General features: G+C 48.4%; 14 protein-coding genes and 2 tRNA genes. 6 read left to right on the plus strand and 10 right to left on the minus strand.

The features are described 5' to 3' along the window. Nucleotides 1-476 precede the first annotated feature (476 nt). Together ubiB and OC187_RS01005 are read right to left on the minus strand one after the other, a co-directional pair. A complete protein-coding gene (gene ubiB, locus OC187_RS01000) occupies nucleotides 477-1,922 on the minus strand; it encodes a 2-polyprenylphenol 6-hydroxylase (RefSeq protein WP_262997796.1) in 1,446 nt (481 codons plus the stop codon). Then, nucleotides 1,915-2,574 carry a metal ABC transporter ATP-binding protein gene (locus OC187_RS01005; protein WP_263008499.1) on the minus strand — a complete coding sequence of 220 codons (660 nt, stop codon included), beginning with the start codon at nucleotides 2,572-2,574 and terminating at the stop codon, nucleotides 1,915-1,917. Before OC187_RS01005 ends, ubiB begins: the two co-directional genes overlap by 8 nt. Before the next feature lie 60 nt (nucleotides 2,575-2,634). On the opposite strand from OC187_RS01005, the gene OC187_RS01010 reads away from it, so the two are divergent. After that, nucleotides 2,635-3,564, plus strand: a complete 930-nt coding sequence (locus OC187_RS01010) for a metal ABC transporter substrate-binding protein (RefSeq protein WP_262997795.1) — start codon at nucleotides 2,635-2,637, stop codon at nucleotides 3,562-3,564. A 22-nt stretch (nucleotides 3,565-3,586) separates the two neighbouring features. Here OC187_RS01010 and recR read toward each other — a convergent pair whose 3' ends face one another. From recR to OC187_RS01025, 3 genes are all read right to left on the minus strand, one after another. Beyond that, a complete protein-coding gene (gene recR / locus OC187_RS01015) occupies nucleotides 3,587-4,177 on the minus strand; it encodes a recombination mediator RecR (RefSeq protein WP_262997794.1) in 591 nt (196 codons plus the stop codon). An 85-nt stretch (nucleotides 4,178-4,262) separates the two neighbouring features. After that, the gene (gene tatA, locus OC187_RS01020) at nucleotides 4,263-4,433 is read right to left on the minus strand and encodes a twin-arginine translocase TatA (RefSeq protein ID WP_262997793.1); all 171 of its coding nucleotides are present in this window, start codon (nucleotides 4,431-4,433) and stop codon (nucleotides 4,263-4,265) included. Nucleotides 4,434-4,452: 19 nt separating this feature from the next. After that, nucleotides 4,453-5,517 carry an ABC transporter ATP-binding protein gene (locus tag OC187_RS01025; RefSeq protein ID WP_262997792.1) on the minus strand — a complete coding sequence of 355 codons (1,065 nt, stop codon included), beginning with the start codon at nucleotides 5,515-5,517 and terminating at the stop codon, nucleotides 4,453-4,455. 343 nt (nucleotides 5,518-5,860) lie between these two features. Here OC187_RS01025 and OC187_RS01030 point away from each other — a divergent pair, with 343 nt between their 5' ends. The 4 genes from OC187_RS01030 to cpg1 all read left to right on the plus strand — a co-directional run bounded on the left by OC187_RS01030 (nucleotide 5,861) and on the right by cpg1 (nucleotide 12,584). Beyond that, nucleotides 5,861-6,367: a protein-disulfide reductase DsbD domain-containing protein gene (locus OC187_RS01030; RefSeq protein ID WP_262997791.1), complete on the plus strand. Its 507-nt coding sequence runs from the start codon at nucleotides 5,861-5,863 to the stop codon at nucleotides 6,365-6,367. A gap of 93 nt (nucleotides 6,368-6,460) precedes the next feature. Next, on the plus strand, nucleotides 6,461-7,132 hold the full coding sequence (locus OC187_RS01035) for a glutathione S-transferase family protein (protein ID WP_262997789.1): 672 nt from the start codon (nucleotides 6,461-6,463) through the stop codon (nucleotides 7,130-7,132). A gap of 6 nt (nucleotides 7,133-7,138) precedes the next feature. Further along, nucleotides 7,139-7,861: a biotin--[acetyl-CoA-carboxylase] ligase gene (locus OC187_RS01040; protein WP_262997788.1), complete on the plus strand. Its 723-nt coding sequence runs from the start codon at nucleotides 7,139-7,141 to the stop codon at nucleotides 7,859-7,861. 487 nt (nucleotides 7,862-8,348) lie between these two features. Beyond that, the gene (gene cpg1, locus OC187_RS01045) at nucleotides 8,349-12,584 is read left to right on the plus strand and encodes a Cpg1 family polymorphic protein (RefSeq protein WP_263008500.1); all 4,236 of its coding nucleotides are present in this window, start codon (nucleotides 8,349-8,351) and stop codon (nucleotides 12,582-12,584) included. A gap of 150 nt (nucleotides 12,585-12,734) precedes the next feature. Here the strand turns inward: cpg1 and uvrC are convergent, their stop codons facing one another. The 3 genes from uvrC to OC187_RS01060 form a co-directional block, all read right to left on the minus strand. Then, nucleotides 12,735-14,564, minus strand: a complete 1,830-nt coding sequence (uvrC, locus tag OC187_RS01050) for an excinuclease ABC subunit UvrC (protein ID WP_262997786.1) — start codon at nucleotides 14,562-14,564, stop codon at nucleotides 12,735-12,737. A gap of 136 nt (nucleotides 14,565-14,700) precedes the next feature. Beyond that, nucleotides 14,701-14,772: transfer RNA gene (locus OC187_RS01055), tRNA-Gly, on the minus strand. A 60-nt stretch (nucleotides 14,773-14,832) separates the two neighbouring features. After that, nucleotides 14,833-14,904 (minus strand) — tRNA-Gly (locus tag OC187_RS01060). 268 nt (nucleotides 14,905-15,172) lie between these two features. Here OC187_RS01060 and purB point away from each other — a divergent pair. Next, nucleotides 15,173-16,486, plus strand: coding sequence for an adenylosuccinate lyase (gene purB / locus OC187_RS01065; protein ID WP_262997785.1), 1,314 nt, complete (start codon nucleotides 15,173-15,175; stop codon nucleotides 16,484-16,486). 1,483 nt (nucleotides 16,487-17,969) lie between these two features. Here the strand turns inward: purB and htpG are convergent. Beyond that, nucleotides 17,970-19,883 (minus strand): molecular chaperone HtpG, encoded by a 1,914-nt coding sequence (gene htpG, locus OC187_RS01070; RefSeq protein WP_262997784.1) that lies wholly within the window; start codon nucleotides 19,881-19,883, stop codon nucleotides 17,970-17,972. Between the two features lie 87 nt (nucleotides 19,884-19,970). Then, nucleotides 19,971-20,576 (minus strand): hypothetical protein, encoded by a 606-nt coding sequence (locus OC187_RS01075; protein WP_262997783.1) that lies wholly within the window; start codon nucleotides 20,574-20,576, stop codon nucleotides 19,971-19,973. Nucleotides 20,577-20,734: the final 158 nt, after the last annotated feature.

A 20,734-nucleotide genomic window follows, 5' to 3' on the forward strand; every position in this document is an offset into this window, starting at 1 on the left:
CCTTTACACTGGCGGAAAAGCCGCAAATCCTGCAGCGCACGACACCAGAACTTCAGGTGCACCCACAGATTGGTAGGAAATACCAACATGAGACAGGCGCAGGGCTGTCCGTACGGGCTCCGGTACACGTCAGGAATTTGGAATACAATTGGGGGTAGTCCCCAGCTCTGAGAACTGATGCAATTCTGGGCACTGCAATCAGCTGTTGAATTATGATCACAGAAAGTTTGGCTGGCAGCACTTTGGAGAATCATGCCCCCAGAAGCACGTTGAGAATGACAATTAAGCCCACCGCCTGGCGGGAAGCTCGGAAAACGGTCCTGTAGAGACATTATGCACATTTTGGTTGCAACCCCTATCTCTCGCGTTAAGCTTATATCCGTTCTAGCCGCCTAATGGATACCAGATGATCGCGTCCGTCCTGGTAGGTACACGCACAAGGCAATCTATATCCACAAATCCCACACTACAGCAGCTTATCTGGCTGTGATCAGCACAACTAACAGAACAACTATGACCAGCACCAAAAATGGATTAGGGCTGTACTTGGCTTGCTTGCATTCTTGTCTGCTATTATGAGCAATTATCGCGTCTAGGCTGCGATCGAGCTTGGACGCCAGTACCTGAAAACCTCTTAAAGAGCGGTACAACTGCGACCGTCTAAATTTCTCAGTATACCCGCTGTTATCGCCATGCTCCTGCACCCATGACTCCGCAATCTTCCACAAATTCATATCAGGCGCTAGCTGCCTACAGATACCCTCAATTGAAACCATAGTCTTCTGCAGCAGAAGGAGTTTGGGCTGCACCTGCATATTAAACTCGGCAGTAACCTTAAATAGCTGGGCCAGTAATTCTGACATTGAAAAACCCTGCGCATTCATATCAGCAATGGGTTCCCATATGGCGCGGCATGCAGTGACAAACTCATCGCACCGTCCCGGAATGTACCCGGCATAAAGATGGGCCTCAGCAACTCTACGGTAATCCTTACTCAAAAATCCTATTAATATTTCGGATATATAGACGCAAGTTTCCTCGTCAAGTCTGCCCATAATTCCGAAATCTACAGCAACGATCCGGTCGTGGCTATCGACCATAAGGTTACCGGGGTGCATGTCTGCATGAAAAAATCGGTTTTTATATACCTGGTTACAGAAACACAAGATCAGGTTTCTAGCCAAGGACTTGCGGTTTCGCAGTTTATCAATTTCATAAATCGGAATAGCATCTATCCACTGCAGTGTCAGCACACGCCTAGAAGTGCAATTCCAATCCACCTTTGGTACGTAAAATACCGCACAATCCGCCTTTACACTTTCCCGCAACTCTTCCGCATTTGCGGCCTCGAAGCGCAAATCAAGTTCTAATCTGCATATACCAGAAAACATCTCGACTAACTGCCTAAGTCGAAATCTCTGTAACCTCTCGCACCTCCCAAAAACTCGCGCAAGCAATTGCATGACCCTTATGTCTCTACGGAAGGCATCTTCTATTCCGGGTCTAAGAACCTTAACTGCTTTTAGCTCACCATCCAGAGTTCTGGCCCTATGCACCTGGGCAACACTTGCCGCAGCAACCGGCACTGTGTCAAACTCTCGAAAAATGTTGTCAATGGACCGGCAAAAATCTCCTTCAATAGTCCTGACAACATCATCAAATGGAAACGGCGGGAGCGCGTCACACAGGCATAGAAGGTTTTTGGCGATGTCCTCCCCTACTATATCTATTCTGGTAGAAAGAAACTGGCCAAATTTGATAAATGTCGGACCCAGGCTTTGTAGAAGCATGCGTACCCGCTCTCCACGGGTTTTTGAGCGCAACCCCAGCGACAAGAAGCCTGTACACGGGAGAACGCCGTGGCGAAGAACAGCGGCAGTTATCTGTAGCAACCTAGCACAACATCTTACTACGCTAAACATTACTTGAGAACACGCTCAGAAATTTTGCACTTTCAGCGATTTCCTCGGGAGTGCCCTCACAACGTATCGAGTGATTGATGCAAATGACCCTATCTGAGCACGACATTACACAGTGAAGATCATGCGACGTCATAACAACACTTACGCCGCACTCTGCAACCAATCGTGCAATCAGCTGATAAAAACTGTTCTTCGCCTCAATGTCCATACAGCTTACAGGCTCATCTAGAACTATTAGATCCGGTTTCATCATCAAGCATCTGGCAAGTAGCACCAACTGGATCTCTCCGGCAGAAAGTTCTGACACTTGGCGTTTCAACAGCCTGTCAACATCTATGTACTGCGTAGCGTTTTTGAGATCCGGAGCCCTCTGTCGCCCCATGTATGTGCACAGAAGAAAGTACTCAACCGTCATTGGAATTAAGCGATTGACCTCAGGATGTTGTGGTAAGTAGCCAATCCCCCGCTCACCAAAATAATCTACAGTACCCGTATAGCTGCCCCTACTTATTCCCACTAGAATGCGCACCAAAGAGGTTTTTCCGCCCCCATTAGGGCCTAAAATAGTCACTATCTCCCCAAACCTCACTGAGAGGCTAATGCTATCTATTACCTTGTTATCCCCGTAAAATAGTGTTAGATTGTCGGCCATAAGTATTGTATGGCCTGGAGCTCTTGATTCTTCTCTCCCCACTGCTGTCGACTTTCCGTTATGTTGGCTATTAAAAGGCACGTAACCCCGCTTATAGCAGCACTCGCGATGCTGCTACCGGTAGCAGGATATACCGTTCCGAGGGTGGCTGCAACCATAAATCCCGTATACTTTCTAGTAAGCGCAGTTGTGCATGGAGTCACAGAGCCCGTGCTGCCGGCAACGGGGGCGTCGTGCGTACATGACTGTGTGCTGAAGCCCTCGGATGTGGCAAAGCTTAACTCCTCGGACATAGTGTTCTACACTGACGATAGGCTGGAATCCTTTGTGAGCCGGTTGGGTCACAAGGCAGGAAGAAGGCTGGTAAGGCTATCAGACGAAGTGGAACTGCTAGCAGAAAGGGGAATCAAAGGGCGCTATACGCACGAGAAAGACCTACACATATGGCTAAACCCAGATAACGCAAGCAAGATGCTACGAAAGATCTGTACGGCATTGTCCGAGGAAGATCCGGAAAATGCCCCCGTGTACAAGCGCAACGCGGAGGTCGCACTCGCAAGAATACAAGACATGATAAGTGAAATTGGCGCAGCGTTGGCACCCGTGAAGGACGTCCCATATATGGCTGAGCATGACGCCTATCAGTACTTTGATAGATATTTTGGGTTGAATTTCGTAGCTGCTTTATCAGGTAGCGGCGGACATGCTTCTGGTATTACGGCGAGAAGGCTGGCGTTCGCAAAAAGGGCAGTCAAACTACATAACGTACGGTGCATATTCGCCGATTCGCAGCACGGGGCATCGCGTTACAGGCTGGTGGGCAAAAAGAAAACATACACATTAGACCCGCTTGGGCGCGACATAGGACCCGGAAAGGACGGGTACTTTAAGATGATGCGGGCAATCGCCGATGGTTTCCGAGACTGCCTTCAACAGGGTATAGATCAGTCTTCGCAAGAATACAGACCATTCCCCCAGAAAGGCGTGTAATTCGCTCGCAGCCGGGCTCAGGCTAAGAAGCAATAACATACCTTGAGGACAAAGCAACGCGAAGCGTGCCTTCATCTAGATAGTCTATTTCCCCACCAAGTGGGATGCCACACGCAAGTCTGGTGACCTTCACATCGGTACCCTTTACCATCTGTGCTATATAGTTGCAGGTGACTTGGCCGTCCATATCGTTACTTGTTGCAATTATTAGCTCCTTCACCCCTTGTGTGTGTATCCTCTCTAAAATTCCGCCAAGATTTAGGTCTTCTGGGCCAATGCCTTCAAGCGCGGACAGAACCCCACCAAGCACATGATAAACACCGGAGTATATCTTTCCCCGCTCAAATGCCCACAGGTCACCTAATTCCTCGACAACACACACCACACCACTGTCTCTGCTTGCATCGGAGCATATAGCACAAGGAGAGGCGGTGTCCAAATTGTGGCAGATAGCGCACTCCCTGGTATGCATTTCTAATTCCCGAATCCCAGCAGCAAGCGGTACCATTATATCCTGCCTATGCCTCAACAAATGCAGAACTATACGGCGCGAAGACGCAGGCCCCAAACCTGGAAGTCTGGCAAAGAGATTTATTAACTTACTGATGTCCATATCAACAAAAATCGCGCACCCAGAACGCCGTCAACCACGAAACACCGAAGAAGCGCTAGACTACATCACAGGAGGATTGCCCCAGCTAGTGATTCGGCTCGTCGCTATTGTGCGCCAGCTTACCATCTTTTAGCTCTTTCCTCAAACTACGAATGCCCTTCCCAAGATCACTCATAACCTGGGGCAACTTACCGGCACCAAACAGCACCAAAACTATCAGGAATATCAAGAAAATCTGCCACGGACCCAAACTCATCGCACTACCCCAAAACAAATCACAATCTAAACAACGAGACCTTGCTAAAATCAAAAGACACGGATATCACATCACCTACTTCTGGTAAAACAGAACCGGTAAACTTCATCCAGTAAGCGCAACCGCTAACCTCTATGTATATCATACTGTTAAAAAACCTCACAAGTTTTACCATTGCCTGAGTTCCCCCACTTTGCTGCAAAGTAATCGCCTCAGGCTGTATGTACACAGCAACTCTGTTACCATTTCCAAACGAGCTTGCATCAATGTTGCCAACCCCGGCCACTTGAACTTTCATGTCGTGTACTACGGATTCGAAGTAGTTTGATTTTCCAAAAAATTGCGCAAGGTGCACATCTTTAGGATTATTGTATATCTCGCTTGGGGTACCACACCGCACTATCCTCCCCTCGCTTATTATGTAGATCTTGTCTGCAACTTCTAGTGCTTCCTCCGGATCATGTGTCACCAGAAGGGTGGTGATGCGCTCACGCCTTATTATGGACAGCACTTCTGTCCTAATCCTAGATCTCAATATAGCATCAAGATTAGAAAAGGGCTCATCCAGTAGAAATATCTCCGGCCTTTGGGCCATGGTTCTTGCGATCGTAACAAGCTGCTGTTGCCCTCCGGAAAGCATATGGGGGTATGCATCCTTGTAGCCAGCCATGTTGAGCAAATTTAGCATATGCAGCGCTTGCTGGGCTTTTCTCTCCCTGTTTTGATCTCTTATCGCAAATGCAACATTTTCCTCGACAGTTTGGTGATGGAACAGCGATGGGTGCTGGAATACCAGCCCCACATTCCTTTTCTCTGTGGGAATGTGTATATTGCTCTGAACATCGCTTAGCGTTCTACCGTTAACCGTTATCGTGCCCGTACGCAGCCTTTCCAGGCCAGCAATTAACTTCAAAATCGTAGATTTCCCACACCCGGAAGGGCCGAGCAAACATATAACTTCCCCCTTGCTCCCTGAAAAACAATCAACACTGAGCAGGAAATCTGTTTTCCTGTACTTGTGCGATACATTATCCAGTCTTAATCCTTCCACTACAGTCTCACCACCGACTACAACACCAGCCATGGTACCACCCACCACATTTATTCACAAGTACACCCAAATCAATGCCCCTCATCACAATGGCGGAAGCGCCATAATCACCACCCATACACGCCGCAAGGCCAGGTGCGCAACCACCCTTTGTCTCATGCAAATCCGACTGCACGTATCACATTATTTAGGGTTCCCCACACAAAATTACAAAAATTTTTATTCAGTACACAAGCGCACTCATTGCACAAAATTGCAAATCCCCCACTGCGTAGCACAAAAAAATGAGATAGCCCCAACCATTGCAAAACAGAAAAAAAGGGGCTAATCTTACGGCCTAGTAACGTGTGATATGAGGCTTCCTATGGGTATTTTTATGCGTTTTGCTGTATTACAACTCTCGCTTTTGCTGTGTTGCGCGCCAGTTGCGCATGCTGATGATGGCAAATACTTGAACCATGTGAACACTAAGGCTGCCGTAGGCTCAGTTACCGGTAACGTTGTAAGTGCTGCTGTGACGTTTGATATTGAATCGGGGTGGCACATATGCGCCCAGGAACCCGGGGATACCGGCATGCCAACCGTGTTTTCTTTTGAGAGCGAGGAAGTGACAAAGCACAATGTGCACTGGCCAAAGCATTCTGAAGTCACAGACAAGGCCAACGGTAAGACTCTAAACAGCCGTGTGTACTCGGGCACCGTGGTGTTCCCAGTAACATTTGAGATCGCTGAAGGCGTAAAGCAAGTGAGACTGAACGTTAGCTTCGCGGCTTGCGGCCCATCTTGCATACCACAGAGCAGGATTCTCGCTCTAGACGTGCCAGAAACAGGCTTTGAGGATGGAGCCACTCTCTCTCTAATAGATGAGTGGAAAGGCAAGTAAGATCTACAGTCCTTGCGTTGGGCCAGGGCATTGTTGTGCTCCTGGCTCCAATGTGGTATTGATGCAGGGTTTACTTAGCAGGCATTCCGCTGGATGGCTAACATTCTATATCACTTCCCGTCATGCCCGTTTTCCAGAAAGGTGCGAGTCTTTTTGAGAGAAAAAGGGGTGGATTTTTCCCTAGTCGAGGAAAATCCATGGAAAAGGAGAAGGGAGTTTGTGGAGTTGAATCCGGTGTGCCAAGTCCCGGTGCTGGTTAGCGGGCAGAATGTGATAGCCGACAGCCAGGCCATATGTGAGTACATTGAAGAAATATGCGACGGCGAGCCTTCGCGCATGGGGAAGTCCCCTTATGAACGTGCCAGGGTTCGCAGGCTGGTTTACTGGGTGGATTGCAGGTTCTATCATGAAGTGACCAGATATGTGATAAATGAGAAAATCGCCAAGCAGTACACAAAACATGGGAGCCCTAACCCTGGCTTGATTAGGGCATCCATGGCGAATCTTCAGTCCCATGTCAGGTATATGGAACACCTAATAGACACTAATGGGTGGCTCGCATCCCGTGAGTTTACCCTCGCCGATATAGCATTATCCGCACACATCTCCTTACTGGATTACGTGGGCATTTTCCCCTGGGACCTCAGCCCAACACTCAAGGAGTGGTATTCCCTGGTAAAATCCAAGCCATCATTCTCCCAAATTCTCGGAGACAGAATACCGGGCTTTACACCCCCGGTACATTACGCGCAGTTAGACTTTTAAACAACAATGAAGTTTGTTATACGCCACGCCAGCACGTCACACAGCACTAACTCGGATGCCATAGAGCTCGCGCATAGCGGGGCCTTAGACGGCACAGTGGTGGTGGCAGACGAGCAGATCTCAGGAACCGGAAGACACGGGAGGGAGTGGCACTCCCCAAAGGGAAATCTGTATTTCAGTGCCATAATCAGGAGAAACTTACAGGTTGCAGAGCTGTCCTTTGTGTCATCGTTGGCAGTAGGAATCACAATAGAGCAGATCTTCGAAACACACACTTGCAGCGAGAAAAAGGCTCTGATCCGGTACAAATGGCCCAACGATGTTATAGTAGATAACAAGAAGATCTCCGGTGTACTGATCAAGACAAAGATGGTAGGTGGCACCGTAGACTGGGCCGTATGTGGAATAGGAGTAAACATGTACGCTCCCCCCACGTACGCAACCTCGCTGAAAGCCCATATCCCAGAGTTTAAGTTGTCGAATCTAGAGCTCTTAGACATGGTGTTACAAAACTTAGACAAGCTCCTAAACATTCTGACAGACATGGGATTCTCGCATCTAAGAAGTCTGTGGCTGAACAGAGGGCCCAAACTAGGAGATAAAATCTGCATCATGACCAACAGCAAGGGAACGGTGGAGGGGCGATTTGTGGATATAGACATGCTGGGAGCGATTGTGCTGGATTCCGGTAGCAAAATCCTAACCATAAACTACGGAGAAATTCTCTAGTATCATTGTCAGTAATGTTTTGGTCATACTTCAAAAAAAGTCATTGGCTAGCGTGAAGCTGTAATGGCCTATGAACGGTAACTACAGGTACAACACAGCACGTAACGGTTGCATGCGTTACGATATTGCTGTACACTCCGGATGTGGTTTATGGCTAGTTGGCACCAGCAGCTGCGCGCGCAGCTGCTGGGTCCTTTCTCCGCACTATCTCCTTCGCGCCGTCCTCCTGGGTCGCCGTTTTCGCCCTCTGTACACGGTGTAATGCTACATATGTCACTGCACACGTGTGCGTAGGTACCATATCTTGACAATACACCTCGTGTGTGGTACAATCCGGCGTTGGTCTCGTTAGGCGGTAACACATCATCTTTGGCTGCTGAAGTAGCAGATGACTGAAAAAACCGCTTTGCGGACCTTCCGAACCACGGGGGGGGGGGGAGTGCACCCAACCCCAAAAAACACAAGCCAACGAACCACGACGCCAGCCATGCCGAAAAGGCTTATTGACGCAACGGAGCAAGCACTCATCGCGCTGCTTCAAAAAACAATGGAGGAGCACAAGCCTTGGAAAGGTGTCAAGGGGCAGCTCGCCCAAAAACTGCGCGAGATTACCATACCAAAGCCACAGGATGCCCACAGTCTGTCAATCTTCGTAACCGAAGATTATCTCTTAAAAATCTCAAGTGGATATACGGATGCCCACGTAGGGTCCCCATTCATGAATGTGCTCTCCTTGGCGGACGAGGAAGTTAGAGAGCACTACATACGTCCCGGGCCTGGGCGCTCACCAGCGTTCGCCCGCATACTCATAGAGTTTCGAAATGCACTCAAAGCCGGCGTTATCGATGGATCTCTATCAGACCTTAGCACATTCACAGACTTTCTCGAAGAATTAGTCGCAAAATCGAGGGGCGAGATAACATACGACTACGTAAAAGTCGATCCCGTAAATGGGAGTCTAACAGAAGATGTTGGTCCCCTTGAAAGGGCAATGATAGAAGCGGACCCGAAACGTAATAAAAATGCCAAACCCAAAGCAGCGACCCTTGCTAGCTATGGAACAGCTAGCAGCACCAAGGAGGATGCAGCAAAATCAGCAGTTGAAATCTTGATCGGGCAAGACTATAGGATCCTGTCGCCTGACTGGTTACTTATGCGGTCACTGGCCATTGCATACATAATCGCGAGAAGACAAAAGGGCTTAGAAGTCGAAGAGCGGTGCCCCGACAACGAAGAACTAGTAAACATGTTCAACCAGGAGAGGAAGTGCGCAGCGCTTTTATACGGTTGTGTGCTGCTCTCAACATATGTAGAGGAGATTAGACAAGCAGCGGTCAAGGCATTCGAAGCAGCCAACCCAAAATTGTCGAAGCTCCTTAAGGTGTGCAGAAAAGTTGCGAGTATGTCTAATATAACCTTAGGGATATACTTGTCGTTCATGGTCGCATCGATGATTGCCACAAGTATAGGGACCGGTGGAGCTGCTCCAGCAGCAGTAACGGCTGGCACTGTCCTAGGGTGGAGCGGGGCCGCGGTCGCACTCGCAACTCAGATCCCGCAATTGTCACTATTAGCTTCGCAGGGTATAAAGAACGTAGGAGAAGCGCTAGGACTTACTAGTGCTGCGGGGATCGAAGCTGCTGCGCTGCCCGCAACAGCGGCAGCCGCTACCGCAGCAACGACTGCTGCTGCTGGTGGGGCAGAGGGATTTGCAAAATTGGCTGCCCAATTTGCAGACACGGCAGTAGAATTCGCGAGCCCTGTTGCGGTACCTGCAACATTAATTTCAACCGCAATGATGTATATCTCCTTCCCAAGGGTGATGTTCGGCGGATATGAGTCTTCATGGATTAGGAAATATATTGAAGCATCAGGGGACGAAAAGGAATTCAAGCCACCCAGCATGTGGTCCCCCCTTATCGCATCCATGGGTATAAAACTTATCATGAATACCATGCTGGGTGCTACCCCTCACATAAAATGTAGTGCCCTAACTGCCGCACTTGGGTGGAGCCTATACCGGTTATATCTGCCACTCTCATTGATTGAACAACCATCAAAAGTTCGCAACGCTTATGAAGTTGCCATTGCCGCAACCTCCAGGAGGGATAATTCGGACTTTACGTATAACAATAAGGTCAGTATTCTGTGCTGTTTTGCCGCTCTCGGGGTTGAGCTTGCGCTACATGCCGCAGGTTTTCATATGCCGTCTGCTGCATCAATGGCGCTCAACTTCCTAATGAAAACCGCAAGAATTGGGGCATGGATCGGGCCAGTGATCCATGCAAGGTTGCATGGACAAGTGCAGTACACCAGAGAATTTGAGAAAATGTTCTGGACCGATGGTGTTAAGGCGATAACTGCCCCTGCAATTCTACTGTTGTTTGAGATCGCAAGTGGCCAACCGGCATTAAGTACTGGGGTACTTGCTGGAGACATTCTAGTCTCTCTTATTCCTGACTTGATAATCGGGTCCAGATTTGGAGCACTCAACGTGGCCTCAGGTAAAATCGTGGCGCTGGAATCACTGATGAAAACCGGCCTAAGTCAACAGGCAATCATTGAATTAAGCGTTGCGATGGCAATGCAAGAGGAGCCCTCAGTTGCCCAAGAACGCTTACAAACCATACTGGAAAAGCACTTCGGCAAGGACCAATACAAAGATCTTGGAATCGATCTCACAGTAGATGGCGGATTAAAAAGCCTGAGCCTGGAGGCGGAACGCAAGTGGAGGACAATCGTCGAGAACACAGCGCATGACGCGGAAGAAGATATAAGCACAGATAAAATAGCGGAATTAATTGAAGAACTGGGAGGTGTCTTCCGCAACGAAGAGCAGAAACCCGCAAAGAAGAAAGGTGGTAGTGCGGGTAAAGCAGAAAAAACAGAGGAAGAAGTAATATTGGATGCACTGGAAGCGCAGCACCCATTCCTGGCCCTATGGAACAAAAAACTTACCGATGCGCAGAACCGCGCGCTCGAGATTTCAACTGCGAAATTTGCGCAGCTTAGTGCTGAAGAACAAAAAAAGTCTCAGGAGGCAATTGATAAGTTTGAGGACGAGTACTTCGATAGGCTAATAGCCAGCATGACGGATGAGCAGCGTGGAGCGATGCTGGGCATGTTGAAACGAGCGGAAGAACTTGGAGATCAAGCAATTCCTGGCCTCAATAGCGTAAATGACAAGAAAATCAAGAGTTCTGTGTCTAGTGCGGTCAAAGCGTCAATCAGCAACCTTAAACAAAAAATAACAGGGTGGGATAGAAATCGCGACCCATTCGCTAACAGTGATATACGTGATCTCGCAAAGAACTTAGATACCCCTGAAGGCCGTAGTACGTTCCTTGGCTTTTTAGAGTCTAGTGAGACGTTCAGCAACCCGTTTGGCCTTTCTCCATTCGACCAGCAGTTTGCCAGTACTTGCAGTGGGCGTACATCCGGACATACTCGACAAGATGTCACCTCAAGGGGAGCAGCGGGAGTGAGCGGCGCAGCTAAACATGCTGGGGACACAGGCGGCGCTAGTGCCAGCACTCCTGAACCTGGCTCAAAGAAGCCATCTGACCAGTGGGGTTCGCTTGTCAAGGCTATACTGGAAGAAGATGATGCTGCAAGGGCAGAAGCACTCGCTGCGCTGCTGAGATCACCACCGGAAGAAGACCCCGTATTAAAAGAAGAAGAAGCGGAAGAAGTATTCAACAAGCTACATAAAGGGGAGGCATCACTATCACAGGTAAGGCAGCAGCTCAGCAAAAAAACAGCCGGTGGTACCCAGCAAAGAGGAAAAGGCCGAGCAAGATCCGCAGCACAGAAAGACGAGGATACGTTGAGCATAAGCGACTTGGCAGTAGACGCGCCGCCCCCAGGAGCTAGTGGAGGATCTGCACGTCCTATGCGAGGTCTAGCATCCGCAGGCGAGACATTTCTTTCACAGCTCGCACAAGGAGGAACACAACCGGGTGATGGCGCAGTGGAATTTTCGGATAGTGCTGCGGCAGCAGAGCAGGCGCTGCGCAATCTATTTGCAAATGCAGATAGTGAAGACATGACGAGGTTTGTGGAGAAAACGCAGCGCGCTCTGTCAGATCTCGTAGGACAGACAACTTTAGAAGACGATGACACGGGGATAGACGAGTTTATTGAGAGCACGGAGCAAGCTTGGTCTGAGCTCAACGGCAGCGAGCAGGCTCCCGACGAAGGTGTGCCCGCCACCAAACCTACCCAATCCAGAGCAGCAAGCAAGCCCGCGCAACGCAACGTACAAAAGCAAACCGCGGCAGCACGTAAAGCGGCAGCCCCGGGTCCAGGTTCTGTAGGCGCTGGCACCGGAAGTGGAACTGCCGGAAGTCGCAGTCACCCTAAAGGTAACGCAAAAGCAAGCACACCAAAATTTGATGCTGGTCACGGCACCAGCGCTGGGGGAGCACAGAAGAGTTATCAAGAAACATTTATTGTGGGTAGTGGCAGCGACGGCATCACCAAGAGCCGCGTTGCAGCCTCTTCCACTGCAGGGGGGCGACCTCGCACCCAACAAGCAACAAGTACTGGCGCACAGACAGCCACCAAATCTGGAACAGCGGGCGGCGCTCGTCCAAAGACTCAGGGAGCAACACGAGCCACACCCGCATCAGAAATACATGGTATGCGCATCACAAATGCATCTGGTAGTATGACTATAAGAGAAGCTTGGAAAATTGTGGGAGAGTACACCAGGCAACAGTAAGGGAAACCAGTGGGGGTTTGTACAACTAGGTACAAACACAAAAATACGGACCAAGGCATTTTGTACAGTGTCACCGCTATGTATATCACCTTCACTCATGCCAGCCTCGCTTAGTTCCTCTACAGCACGTCACACAGCACTAACTCGGAATTATGTAGAATCACGCTTTAGAAATTCCGCTATTCTCTGGGCCAACTTGCTGCTTATCCCCGGAACTTTGCTTATTTCATCAGCCTTTGCGCGCCTTACGTGGTCTATCGAACCAAAATACGTGATCAAGGCCTTTCTCTTAGTACCACCAACTCCGGGTATGGCACACAGAATGGCTGATGATAGCTCCCTATCTCTGCTATTCCTGTGAGAAGTAATCGCAAATCTATGCGCTTCATCGCGTATTTTGCGCATGTATAGCATTAGCCTACTATCCGGATTTAAGTGCAACTTTTCTCCACTGTGTAGATAGAACACTTCTTCCCCCGCATTACGATTCTGGCCCTTTGCCATGCATGCAAATGGGATACCTAAATCACCAAGTACGCGGACAACTGCAGAAATGTGCCCCTTGCCCCCATCTATCAACACAAAATCAGGCAGTACTGACAAGTCCTCACCACAAAACCTTCTAGAGAGCACCTCGTGCATCATTGAGCAGTCATCTCCATTGAGCACCGTTTTAATTTTAAACCTGCGATATTCCCTCTTCAACAACCCGTATCTACCGCAAACCACCATGACACCAAACGGGTGCGTACCAGAAATGTGGCTATTATCATACACTTCTATCCTCTCGGGGAGGCGTTGAAGTCTAAAAAATTCAGCAAATTCTTTCAGCTCAGCAGGCAGTGCATCGTCACGTAATTTGTGATTCAAGGCCTCCATAGCACCGTTACGTGCCAATCTCAGAAACTTTACTTCTTCATGAGATTTTGCGGTAAGAATCTCAATCTTACGCGTTAATAACCCCTCTAATGCCAAACTTATAATCTCACAATAGTCGGCGCTACAGTCAACGTACACCCTATCAGGTGGGTCACCATAAACCTGCAGCATAAACATGCCTAACACATCTGACTCGCTATCGTAACCTATATCATCGGCAAAATATGGTTGGCTACCATAGCTTATACCCCCCCGCAGAGAAATGACTTGCAAGCAGTATGTTCCGGAACGCCCGTAAATTGACACAAAGTCAGCATCACCGGGGATCCCTGTTTGGAACGAGGCACACTCCTGAATAGATTTAAGAGCTTGGAGTCTATCACGGCAGACCATGGCGCTCTCATAATCTTGGTCGTCACTGAATTTACACATGGAATCAAATAGCTCTTTTTGCAGCTCTTTGCTCTTTCCCATTAGAACCCTGTGCGCCATGTTTACCGACTTCGCGTAATCCTCCTCGGAGATTTTTCGGGTGCACGGTGCCGAGCAATTTCGTATCTCATACTCAATGCACGGTCTATCGCGAGAAGCGAAAAAACTGTCAGAACACGATCTGAGCTGAAATGCCTTTCTGATCGCAGATATTACTCGCTTGACTACCAATGAAGATATAAAGGGCCCGTAATACCTCCCAAGACCAATTAACTTTCTCCCTCTGTATTTGACAATACGCGGGTATCCGTGCTTTGAGAGAAGAATGTATGGGTAGAACTTATCGTCCCTCATTATTATATTGTACTTCGGCTTTAGGGTCTTAATGAGCCGAGCCTCCAGCAGTAGGGCTTCTGCCTCACTTTGTGTGACAATAACATCGAGCTCAGCCACATGGCCCAACATTGCCAAGATCCTGTCTGACATTTGGTTAAAATTGTAGTAGCTACGCAACCGGTCTCTGAGGTCCTTAGCCTTTCCCACATACAAGACCACACCGTCAGCACCCAGCATTTTATAGATTCCAGACACACCACTAGGAACTCGGTCAACAGCTTGCTTGACCGCACCGCGCGCGATGCGAAATCTATCGGCCAGATTTTTTCTCACAAGACACAAAACCCGCTTGAACTATACGCTTAGAGCGTAAGTCTCGCTCCAATGGTGTTAAAAATCAAGATAGTGCACCACGCAGGTCAAACGGCAAGGAAAGCCACCGCATTCGAGGTGGGGTGGGCAAAAAGAGAGCGGGAGAAGGGGATCGAACCCTCGGCCCCAACCTTGGGAAGGTCGTACTCTACCACTGAGCTACTCCCGCAAAACTGCCGGGCACTTAGCTGGCAGTTACCACACATTCACCAAATAGACAAAAGGCACGAGCGGGAGAAGGGGATCGAACCCTCGGCCCTAACCTTGGCAAGGTTATACTCTACCACTGAGCTACTCCCGCAACCACAGCGCCCAATGATAAATGAGCACAAATCATGAATCAAGAAAATAAAATTACCAAATGGGTACCACACAAATTAATTGGACCGCTGATTTGGCCACAACCATTGGCCGGAGCATCGGTTGGCACGCATTTGACCCGGTTTACAGACCCCAGCTCAACACAATGCAAAGCAAAACACCTTGTTATGCATCAACAAGGCGGGCTGATCTTATTGCAAAGACAGCAGATCTGCTGCATATTAATCCATTAAACTTTGGTGCTGGATGTGATTGAGCGCTATAGTCTCCCGGAGATGGTAAAAATCTGGGAGGAAGCAACCAAATACAAAATTTGGATGACTATAGAGGGTCTCGCCTGCGAGGCACAGGCAAAGTTGGGGATAGTCCCCAATCATGTGCTTGATGGGTTGCGCAATTTAAAAGACGGGTTCGACATACACGAGATTAAGGCTATAGAAGCGGAGGTGAAGCACGACGTCATAGCCTTCCTCTCCTATGTAGCAAAATCCTCAAACACAGACGTAAGATACTTACACTACGGCATGACCAGTTCTGACGTGCTGGATACATGCCTCTCTCTGCAGTTAAAACAATCTTGTGACATCCTACTTAGGAACATTGAAGATGTCATGCGAGTGCTAAAACAAAGGTCGGAAGAGACAAAATATTTGCTGTGTGTGGGCAGGAGCCATGGCGTGCACGCAGAACCCATAACATTTGGGCTCAAGCTCTCAAGATTCTACGCGGAATTTGAGCGCAATCACAGACGTCTGACGAGCGCGAAGCAGGAAGTATCCGTGTGCAAGATCTCCGGCGCCATGGGTAACTTTGCACATATTGACCCGTCGGTAGAGGAGTATGTTGCTGAGGCGTTGGGACTTGTACCAGAGACTACAGCATCTCAGGTAATACCTAGAGACAGATACGCAATGCTCTTTGCAACGTTTGGTGTAATAGCTTCATCAATAGAAAGAGTCGCCACAGAGCTTCGCCATCTGCAACAAACAGAAGTTTTGGAAGTTACGGAACCTTTTTCACCGGGGCAGAAGGGTAGCTCCGCCATGCCTCACAAAAAAAATCCCATTTTATGTGAAAATCTGACTGGTCTTTCCAGGATGGTGCGTAGTTACGTGATTCCTGCAATGGAAAATGTTGCGTTGTGGCACGAGCGTGATATTTCGCACTCTTCAGTAGAGAGATTTATAGCACCAGATTCTTGTATAACTCTGAACTTTGCGCTTGTGCGCCTTGCGCATATATTGCGCGATATGAAGATTCACAAAGAGAAGATACAGGCAAATCTGGACTCATCCAGGGGTATTATGCTGTCGCAGCGTGTTTTGTTAGCTCTGGTGGATTCCGGTATGAGCAGAGAGGATGCATATAAAATCGTGCAAGACAGCGCCATGAATGTGCTAGATAATGGCAGTGACTTTATAGAAAACGTTAAGGCTCACAAACTGTTTGAAAAAAGAGTAGAACCCGGAGTTTTGGACTCACTATCAAATCTAGATTACTACACAAGGCATGTTGATCTTATATTCAACAAGACATTTAAAAAGGATAGGAAAACCCCCTAGAGGGACACCAAAATGCGGCCATACATCACGCATCGCGCGGCACTGGTCCCGTTGCAAATGAGAAAAAATACGAAGCACGGAGAAGTGAGAAGTTCACAACACAACCACCTATTTACTCATGCATATACACAAGCATCCGGAACCAAACTGGCTTTAGGTAAGCACTGATACCGTGTCCCTCCGCGATACCACCTCCCCGTTTCAATATGAGCCTATACAAAAAGTTTATACAAAGACCGCGTAGATGTAGCCCCTACTCCTATACGTTATGTAGTGGGTGTACACAAGCTGCCGGAACAAACCCCGAAATATAATGCAAATTACGAAAAAGCTACCTCTTCGCTGTCGTAATAAATGACATCAAACCGCCGATCATCGCGGAAACCGTTACCGAACAGCACCAGAAAAACCGCACCTCACTTCAAGTAAGAACGGGCGACACAAATAATAAAGTACGGCCCTAGCACAAAAACGAAATATCCCTATTGACTAAGGAAGACACTCCGGATACAATGCGGGCAGTCCGATTAAGAAATTAATTGGGCGATTGGGGCTTTGTTCTACGGTCAATGCATAACCATTAGGTAACACACACACACTTTATCTTGGTAGAACAAAGCCACCCAAGCTCCCCACTGAGTGGAAAGTCTACACAGTTTGCTTAAATGCTGCAAGTGTTTTTTGTCAAGATGTGCTCTTTTAGTTACTAGTACGACTAGTTATTATTGCAAAAACCTCACTGTGCGAGGCTCCTCAGAGGGTTCTCTCCCCACGATGCAGCTCCTACCATATGCTTTTGTTATACTGCACTCGAGGTTCAACAAACCCCCGGGGGATAACGTGGAGCGCCCCTCGACTAGCCACCAGTTGGCTTCATATTATTGCCACGTTTGGTAACTGTCCCATTGAGCGCAGAGTGCCCGATGACGAACAGTGACCTCTATCCCATGCAAAGGTAGGACACACAAAAGCGGGAGAAAGAGTTGTGACAAGCACACACAATATGATCCATGTTTCATATGTGCAACAGTACCAAACTTCGACACTACAACACAGACAAGACATCTGGATCGTATAACAGCGCTAGAGAAAGCCCAAGACAAAGCAGAAGCCGCAACATGCGTGTCGCCAGGAAAATCTGAAAATCCACCAAAGCAGTAGAAATATGCGATTGCGCGGGACATTGACCCTTCTGTGGGTCACCCGGTACACAACACCAATTTCTTGGTACAAGCTCTGGTTATGCCACCATCAGTCATCGCTCTTTATCCCTCATGATAAGTTCAGGCGGATTTTGGGAATATTACAAAAAACGCGACTCTCCAGTTGCCGGAATAGAACAAAAAAACCACCAAAACCACCCGGTTATTCAGCAGAGATCTCGGCGAAGATGGGAAAACCGGGAGACGCAAAGAGCCTGAAGCCCACAAAAACACAATCGCTCACACGACCCGCACACCGGCAGCAACCCCTGAACCAGGGTTTATTTCTTAAACAGTAGCGACAGAATCTGATTCATTCTATTTGCAAAGTCAATCGCGCTGCCCACCTCTTCACCCTCTATGATACAGGCCTGGCCAAATAGTATGTGAATCATATTCTCCAGCAGCTCGCTTTCCCCCTTGCTTTTATACTCTTTCAGCAAACCACTCAGTACTGGGTGCTTGTCATTAATCTCAAGGATCCTACTACCCTTGTAACTAAGCTGCTTTTGCTCCCTCAAAAACCGTTCCATCCTAATGTCCAACGAATTCTCTGGAACAGCAAGGCAAACCAGGCTGGTCGTGAGTTTCCGTGAAACTTTGACATCACTCACCAAGTCTCCGAGCACCTTCTTCATGTAGGCAATAAAGGCCTCAACATTTTCGTGTTGGTGCGCATCATCAGTGCCTTTTTTCCCTTTCGTTTTCTTAGCGCTCTTGTCCTCCGCACCGGCGAACTTCTCCATATCGTTCTCGTCCACCCGCGTCACAGACTTGAAAGGTACCCCTTTATATTCCGGAACGACGCTAGTCCAGAAATCATCCACTGGATCCACAAGCAGCACCACTTCAACTCCACTACTTACCAGCCCCTCGATTTGAGGACTCCGTATGGCAGACTCGAAATCATTCCCAGATAGGTAAAATATGCTTTCCTGGCCCTCCTTCATCCTAGTGATGTAATCACTCAGACTCGTAAGCTCCCCATCTTTACCATTACTGCTGTGAAACCTACACACTGAAATAATAGCCTCGCGAGATTCAGTATCCATGGCCTCGCATAAACCCTCCTTGAGCACTGGACCAAAATTCTCCCAAAACGTCTTGTAGTCCTCAGGGTCATTCTCAGCCTTTTCCCTAAGAGCAGTAAGCACTCTCCTGGTCACAGAGGCTTTGATTTTTCCGATTATCGCGTTGTTCTGCAAAGTCTCTCTACTTATGTTCAGCGGTAGGTCGGAAGAGTCAATCACACCCCTGAGAAACCGCAGATACTGCGGAACAGCCTGCACATTATCTTCAGTAATAAACACCCTGTTTACGTACAGCTTGACAGAGCACCTTCTATCCGGATGGAACAGGTCAAACGGTTTCACAGAAGGAACGTACAGCAAATTTATATATTCTATCGCCCCTTCGTTCTTGTTATGTATCACCATCCAAGGCTCACTTCCTATATGTGCTACAGAGCGAAAAAACTCCATGTGCTCACTCGCAGAAATTGCATCTTTCGGCTTTGTCCATATGGCAACCCCGCTGTTGAGCTTCTCTTCAGCGCCATCACTTGCTATAAAGTATATCGGATAGCCTACGTAGTCAGAGTATGTAGTTACAACATGTTCAATGCGGAACCGATCAAGAAATTCGGACTCCTCTTCTTTGAGCACCAGGGTAACCTTGGTGCCTCTACTCACATCCCCGGAAATCTGCGATACAGAAAAAACGCCATCACCTGAGGATTGCCACCTGTGTCCTACTTTCTCCCCAGCTTTACAGGATTCCACAACAACATCAGTTGCAACCATAAACACCGAATAGAAACCTACACCAAACTTCCCTATCAGATCGTATCCCTGCGCCTTGCCACCTTTTAACTCCTCCAGAAATTTCTGAGTCCCAGAACTAGCAATGGTTCCCAAGTTATTTATCAACTCTTGGCGACTCATCCCCACGCCATTGTCCCGTATGGTAAGCTCCCTCTTATCCACATCCGCGCTGATGACTATCTTCAGCTCTTCCCCGCTCTCCATGAGGCTCTGATCCGACAAAAACATATATCTAAGCTTGTCACAGGCGTCAGAGGCGTTTGAAATGACTTCACGCAGAAAGATATCCTTATTCGTGTAAAGAGAATGCACAACAAGACTAAGAACCTTGCCTACCTCAGCATCAAACTTTAACTCTTCAACATCACCCATAACCCTGCCCTATCACATATAATCGAACACAACAGCACTCAACAACCGTTGGATGCCAGTTTTTCAAGCCTCAGAGACCAAAAAGCCCTAAGTCCCATAAACCCTCAGTAAACTTTCCGCGTTGCTCCTCACCTCGGGACTGGAAGAAGCATCTCCCAATATCTCTCGCATAACCCCGACGGCAGCATCTACATCCTTACTCTTGAGCTTCAGCAATATCAGAGCCTCCTTAGCTGAAGACTTGTACACACCATCTTTACTCGAGGCAAGTCGTACAATCCTGTTCTCCAGTTCAGCACCGGTCTCGCCCAAACTAATGGATAGCACAACACTCATATACTCAGCCAGCTCTCTTAGCTCGCGGACTAGACTCTTATCTGTAGCTAACTTTTCATACACGTCGCGCGCGGCAGAAACATCTTGTCTTTCCTTAACATAGGCGTGCGCCAACCTAAATTTTGCCAGGTGGGCGCTTGTACCCTTGCCGCTCGACAAGCGCTCCAAGCCTTTAATACCCTCATCACCTGTACCTTTGAGAGCAAAGTACATAGCGTCACCTTCCTGCTCAGACATTGCCTCGCGGCGATTCTCTAGAAAGAACACGGCCCCAGAGGCTCCAAGCATGAGCAACACCAGGGCGATTACCGCACCTTTGAATCTCAGGAAAAACCCCCTAACGGCCTTTAATTCCATTAGTTATACCAAAACACATCCCGCCCTGTACTGTAGTGATACACGTCCCCATAGTCAATGATTTTAGTGGTATAACAACGTGGAGACCTACCCTAGGTCCAGGACTCTAGAGGCTGGGCCACATCTAACTTACAAAGGAGACTGCATAGGAAGTTGCT

The sequence above is a fragment of the Anaplasma capra genome (assembly GCF_025628805.1).
GTDB classification, from domain to species: Bacteria; Pseudomonadota; Alphaproteobacteria; order Rickettsiales; family Anaplasmataceae; genus Anaplasma; species Anaplasma capra.

Bases quoted from the DNA above. Each gene is read 5' to 3' on its own strand.
- ubiB (WP_262997796.1), bottom strand. From the start codon at position 1,922: ATGTTTAGCGTAGTAAGATGTTGTGCTAGGTTGCTACAGATAACTGCC.
- OC187_RS01005 (WP_263008499.1), bottom strand. From the start codon at position 2,574: ATGGCCGACAATCTAACACTATTTTACGGGGATAACAAGGTAATAGAT.
- OC187_RS01010 (WP_262997795.1), top strand. From the start codon at position 2,635: ATGTTGGCTATTAAAAGGCACGTAACCCCGCTTATAGCAGCACTCGCG.
- recR (WP_262997794.1), bottom strand. From the start codon at position 4,177: ATGGACATCAGTAAGTTAATAAATCTCTTTGCCAGACTTCCAGGTTTG.
- tatA (WP_262997793.1), bottom strand. From the start codon at position 4,433: ATGAGTTTGGGTCCGTGGCAGATTTTCTTGATATTCCTGATAGTTTTG.
- OC187_RS01025 (WP_262997792.1), bottom strand. From the start codon at position 5,517: ATGGCTGGTGTTGTAGTCGGTGGTGAGACTGTAGTGGAAGGATTAAGA.
- OC187_RS01030 (WP_262997791.1), top strand. From the start codon at position 5,861: ATGCGTTTTGCTGTATTACAACTCTCGCTTTTGCTGTGTTGCGCGCCA.
- OC187_RS01035 (WP_262997789.1), top strand. From the start codon at position 6,461: ATGGCTAACATTCTATATCACTTCCCGTCATGCCCGTTTTCCAGAAAG.
- OC187_RS01040 (WP_262997788.1), top strand. From the start codon at position 7,139: ATGAAGTTTGTTATACGCCACGCCAGCACGTCACACAGCACTAACTCG.
- cpg1 (WP_263008500.1), top strand. From the start codon at position 8,349: ATGCCGAAAAGGCTTATTGACGCAACGGAGCAAGCACTCATCGCGCTG.
- htpG (WP_262997784.1), bottom strand. From the start codon at position 19,883: ATGGGTGATGTTGAAGAGTTAAAGTTTGATGCTGAGGTAGGCAAGGTT.
- OC187_RS01075 (WP_262997783.1), bottom strand. From the start codon at position 20,576: ATGGAATTAAAGGCCGTTAGGGGGTTTTTCCTGAGATTCAAAGGTGCG.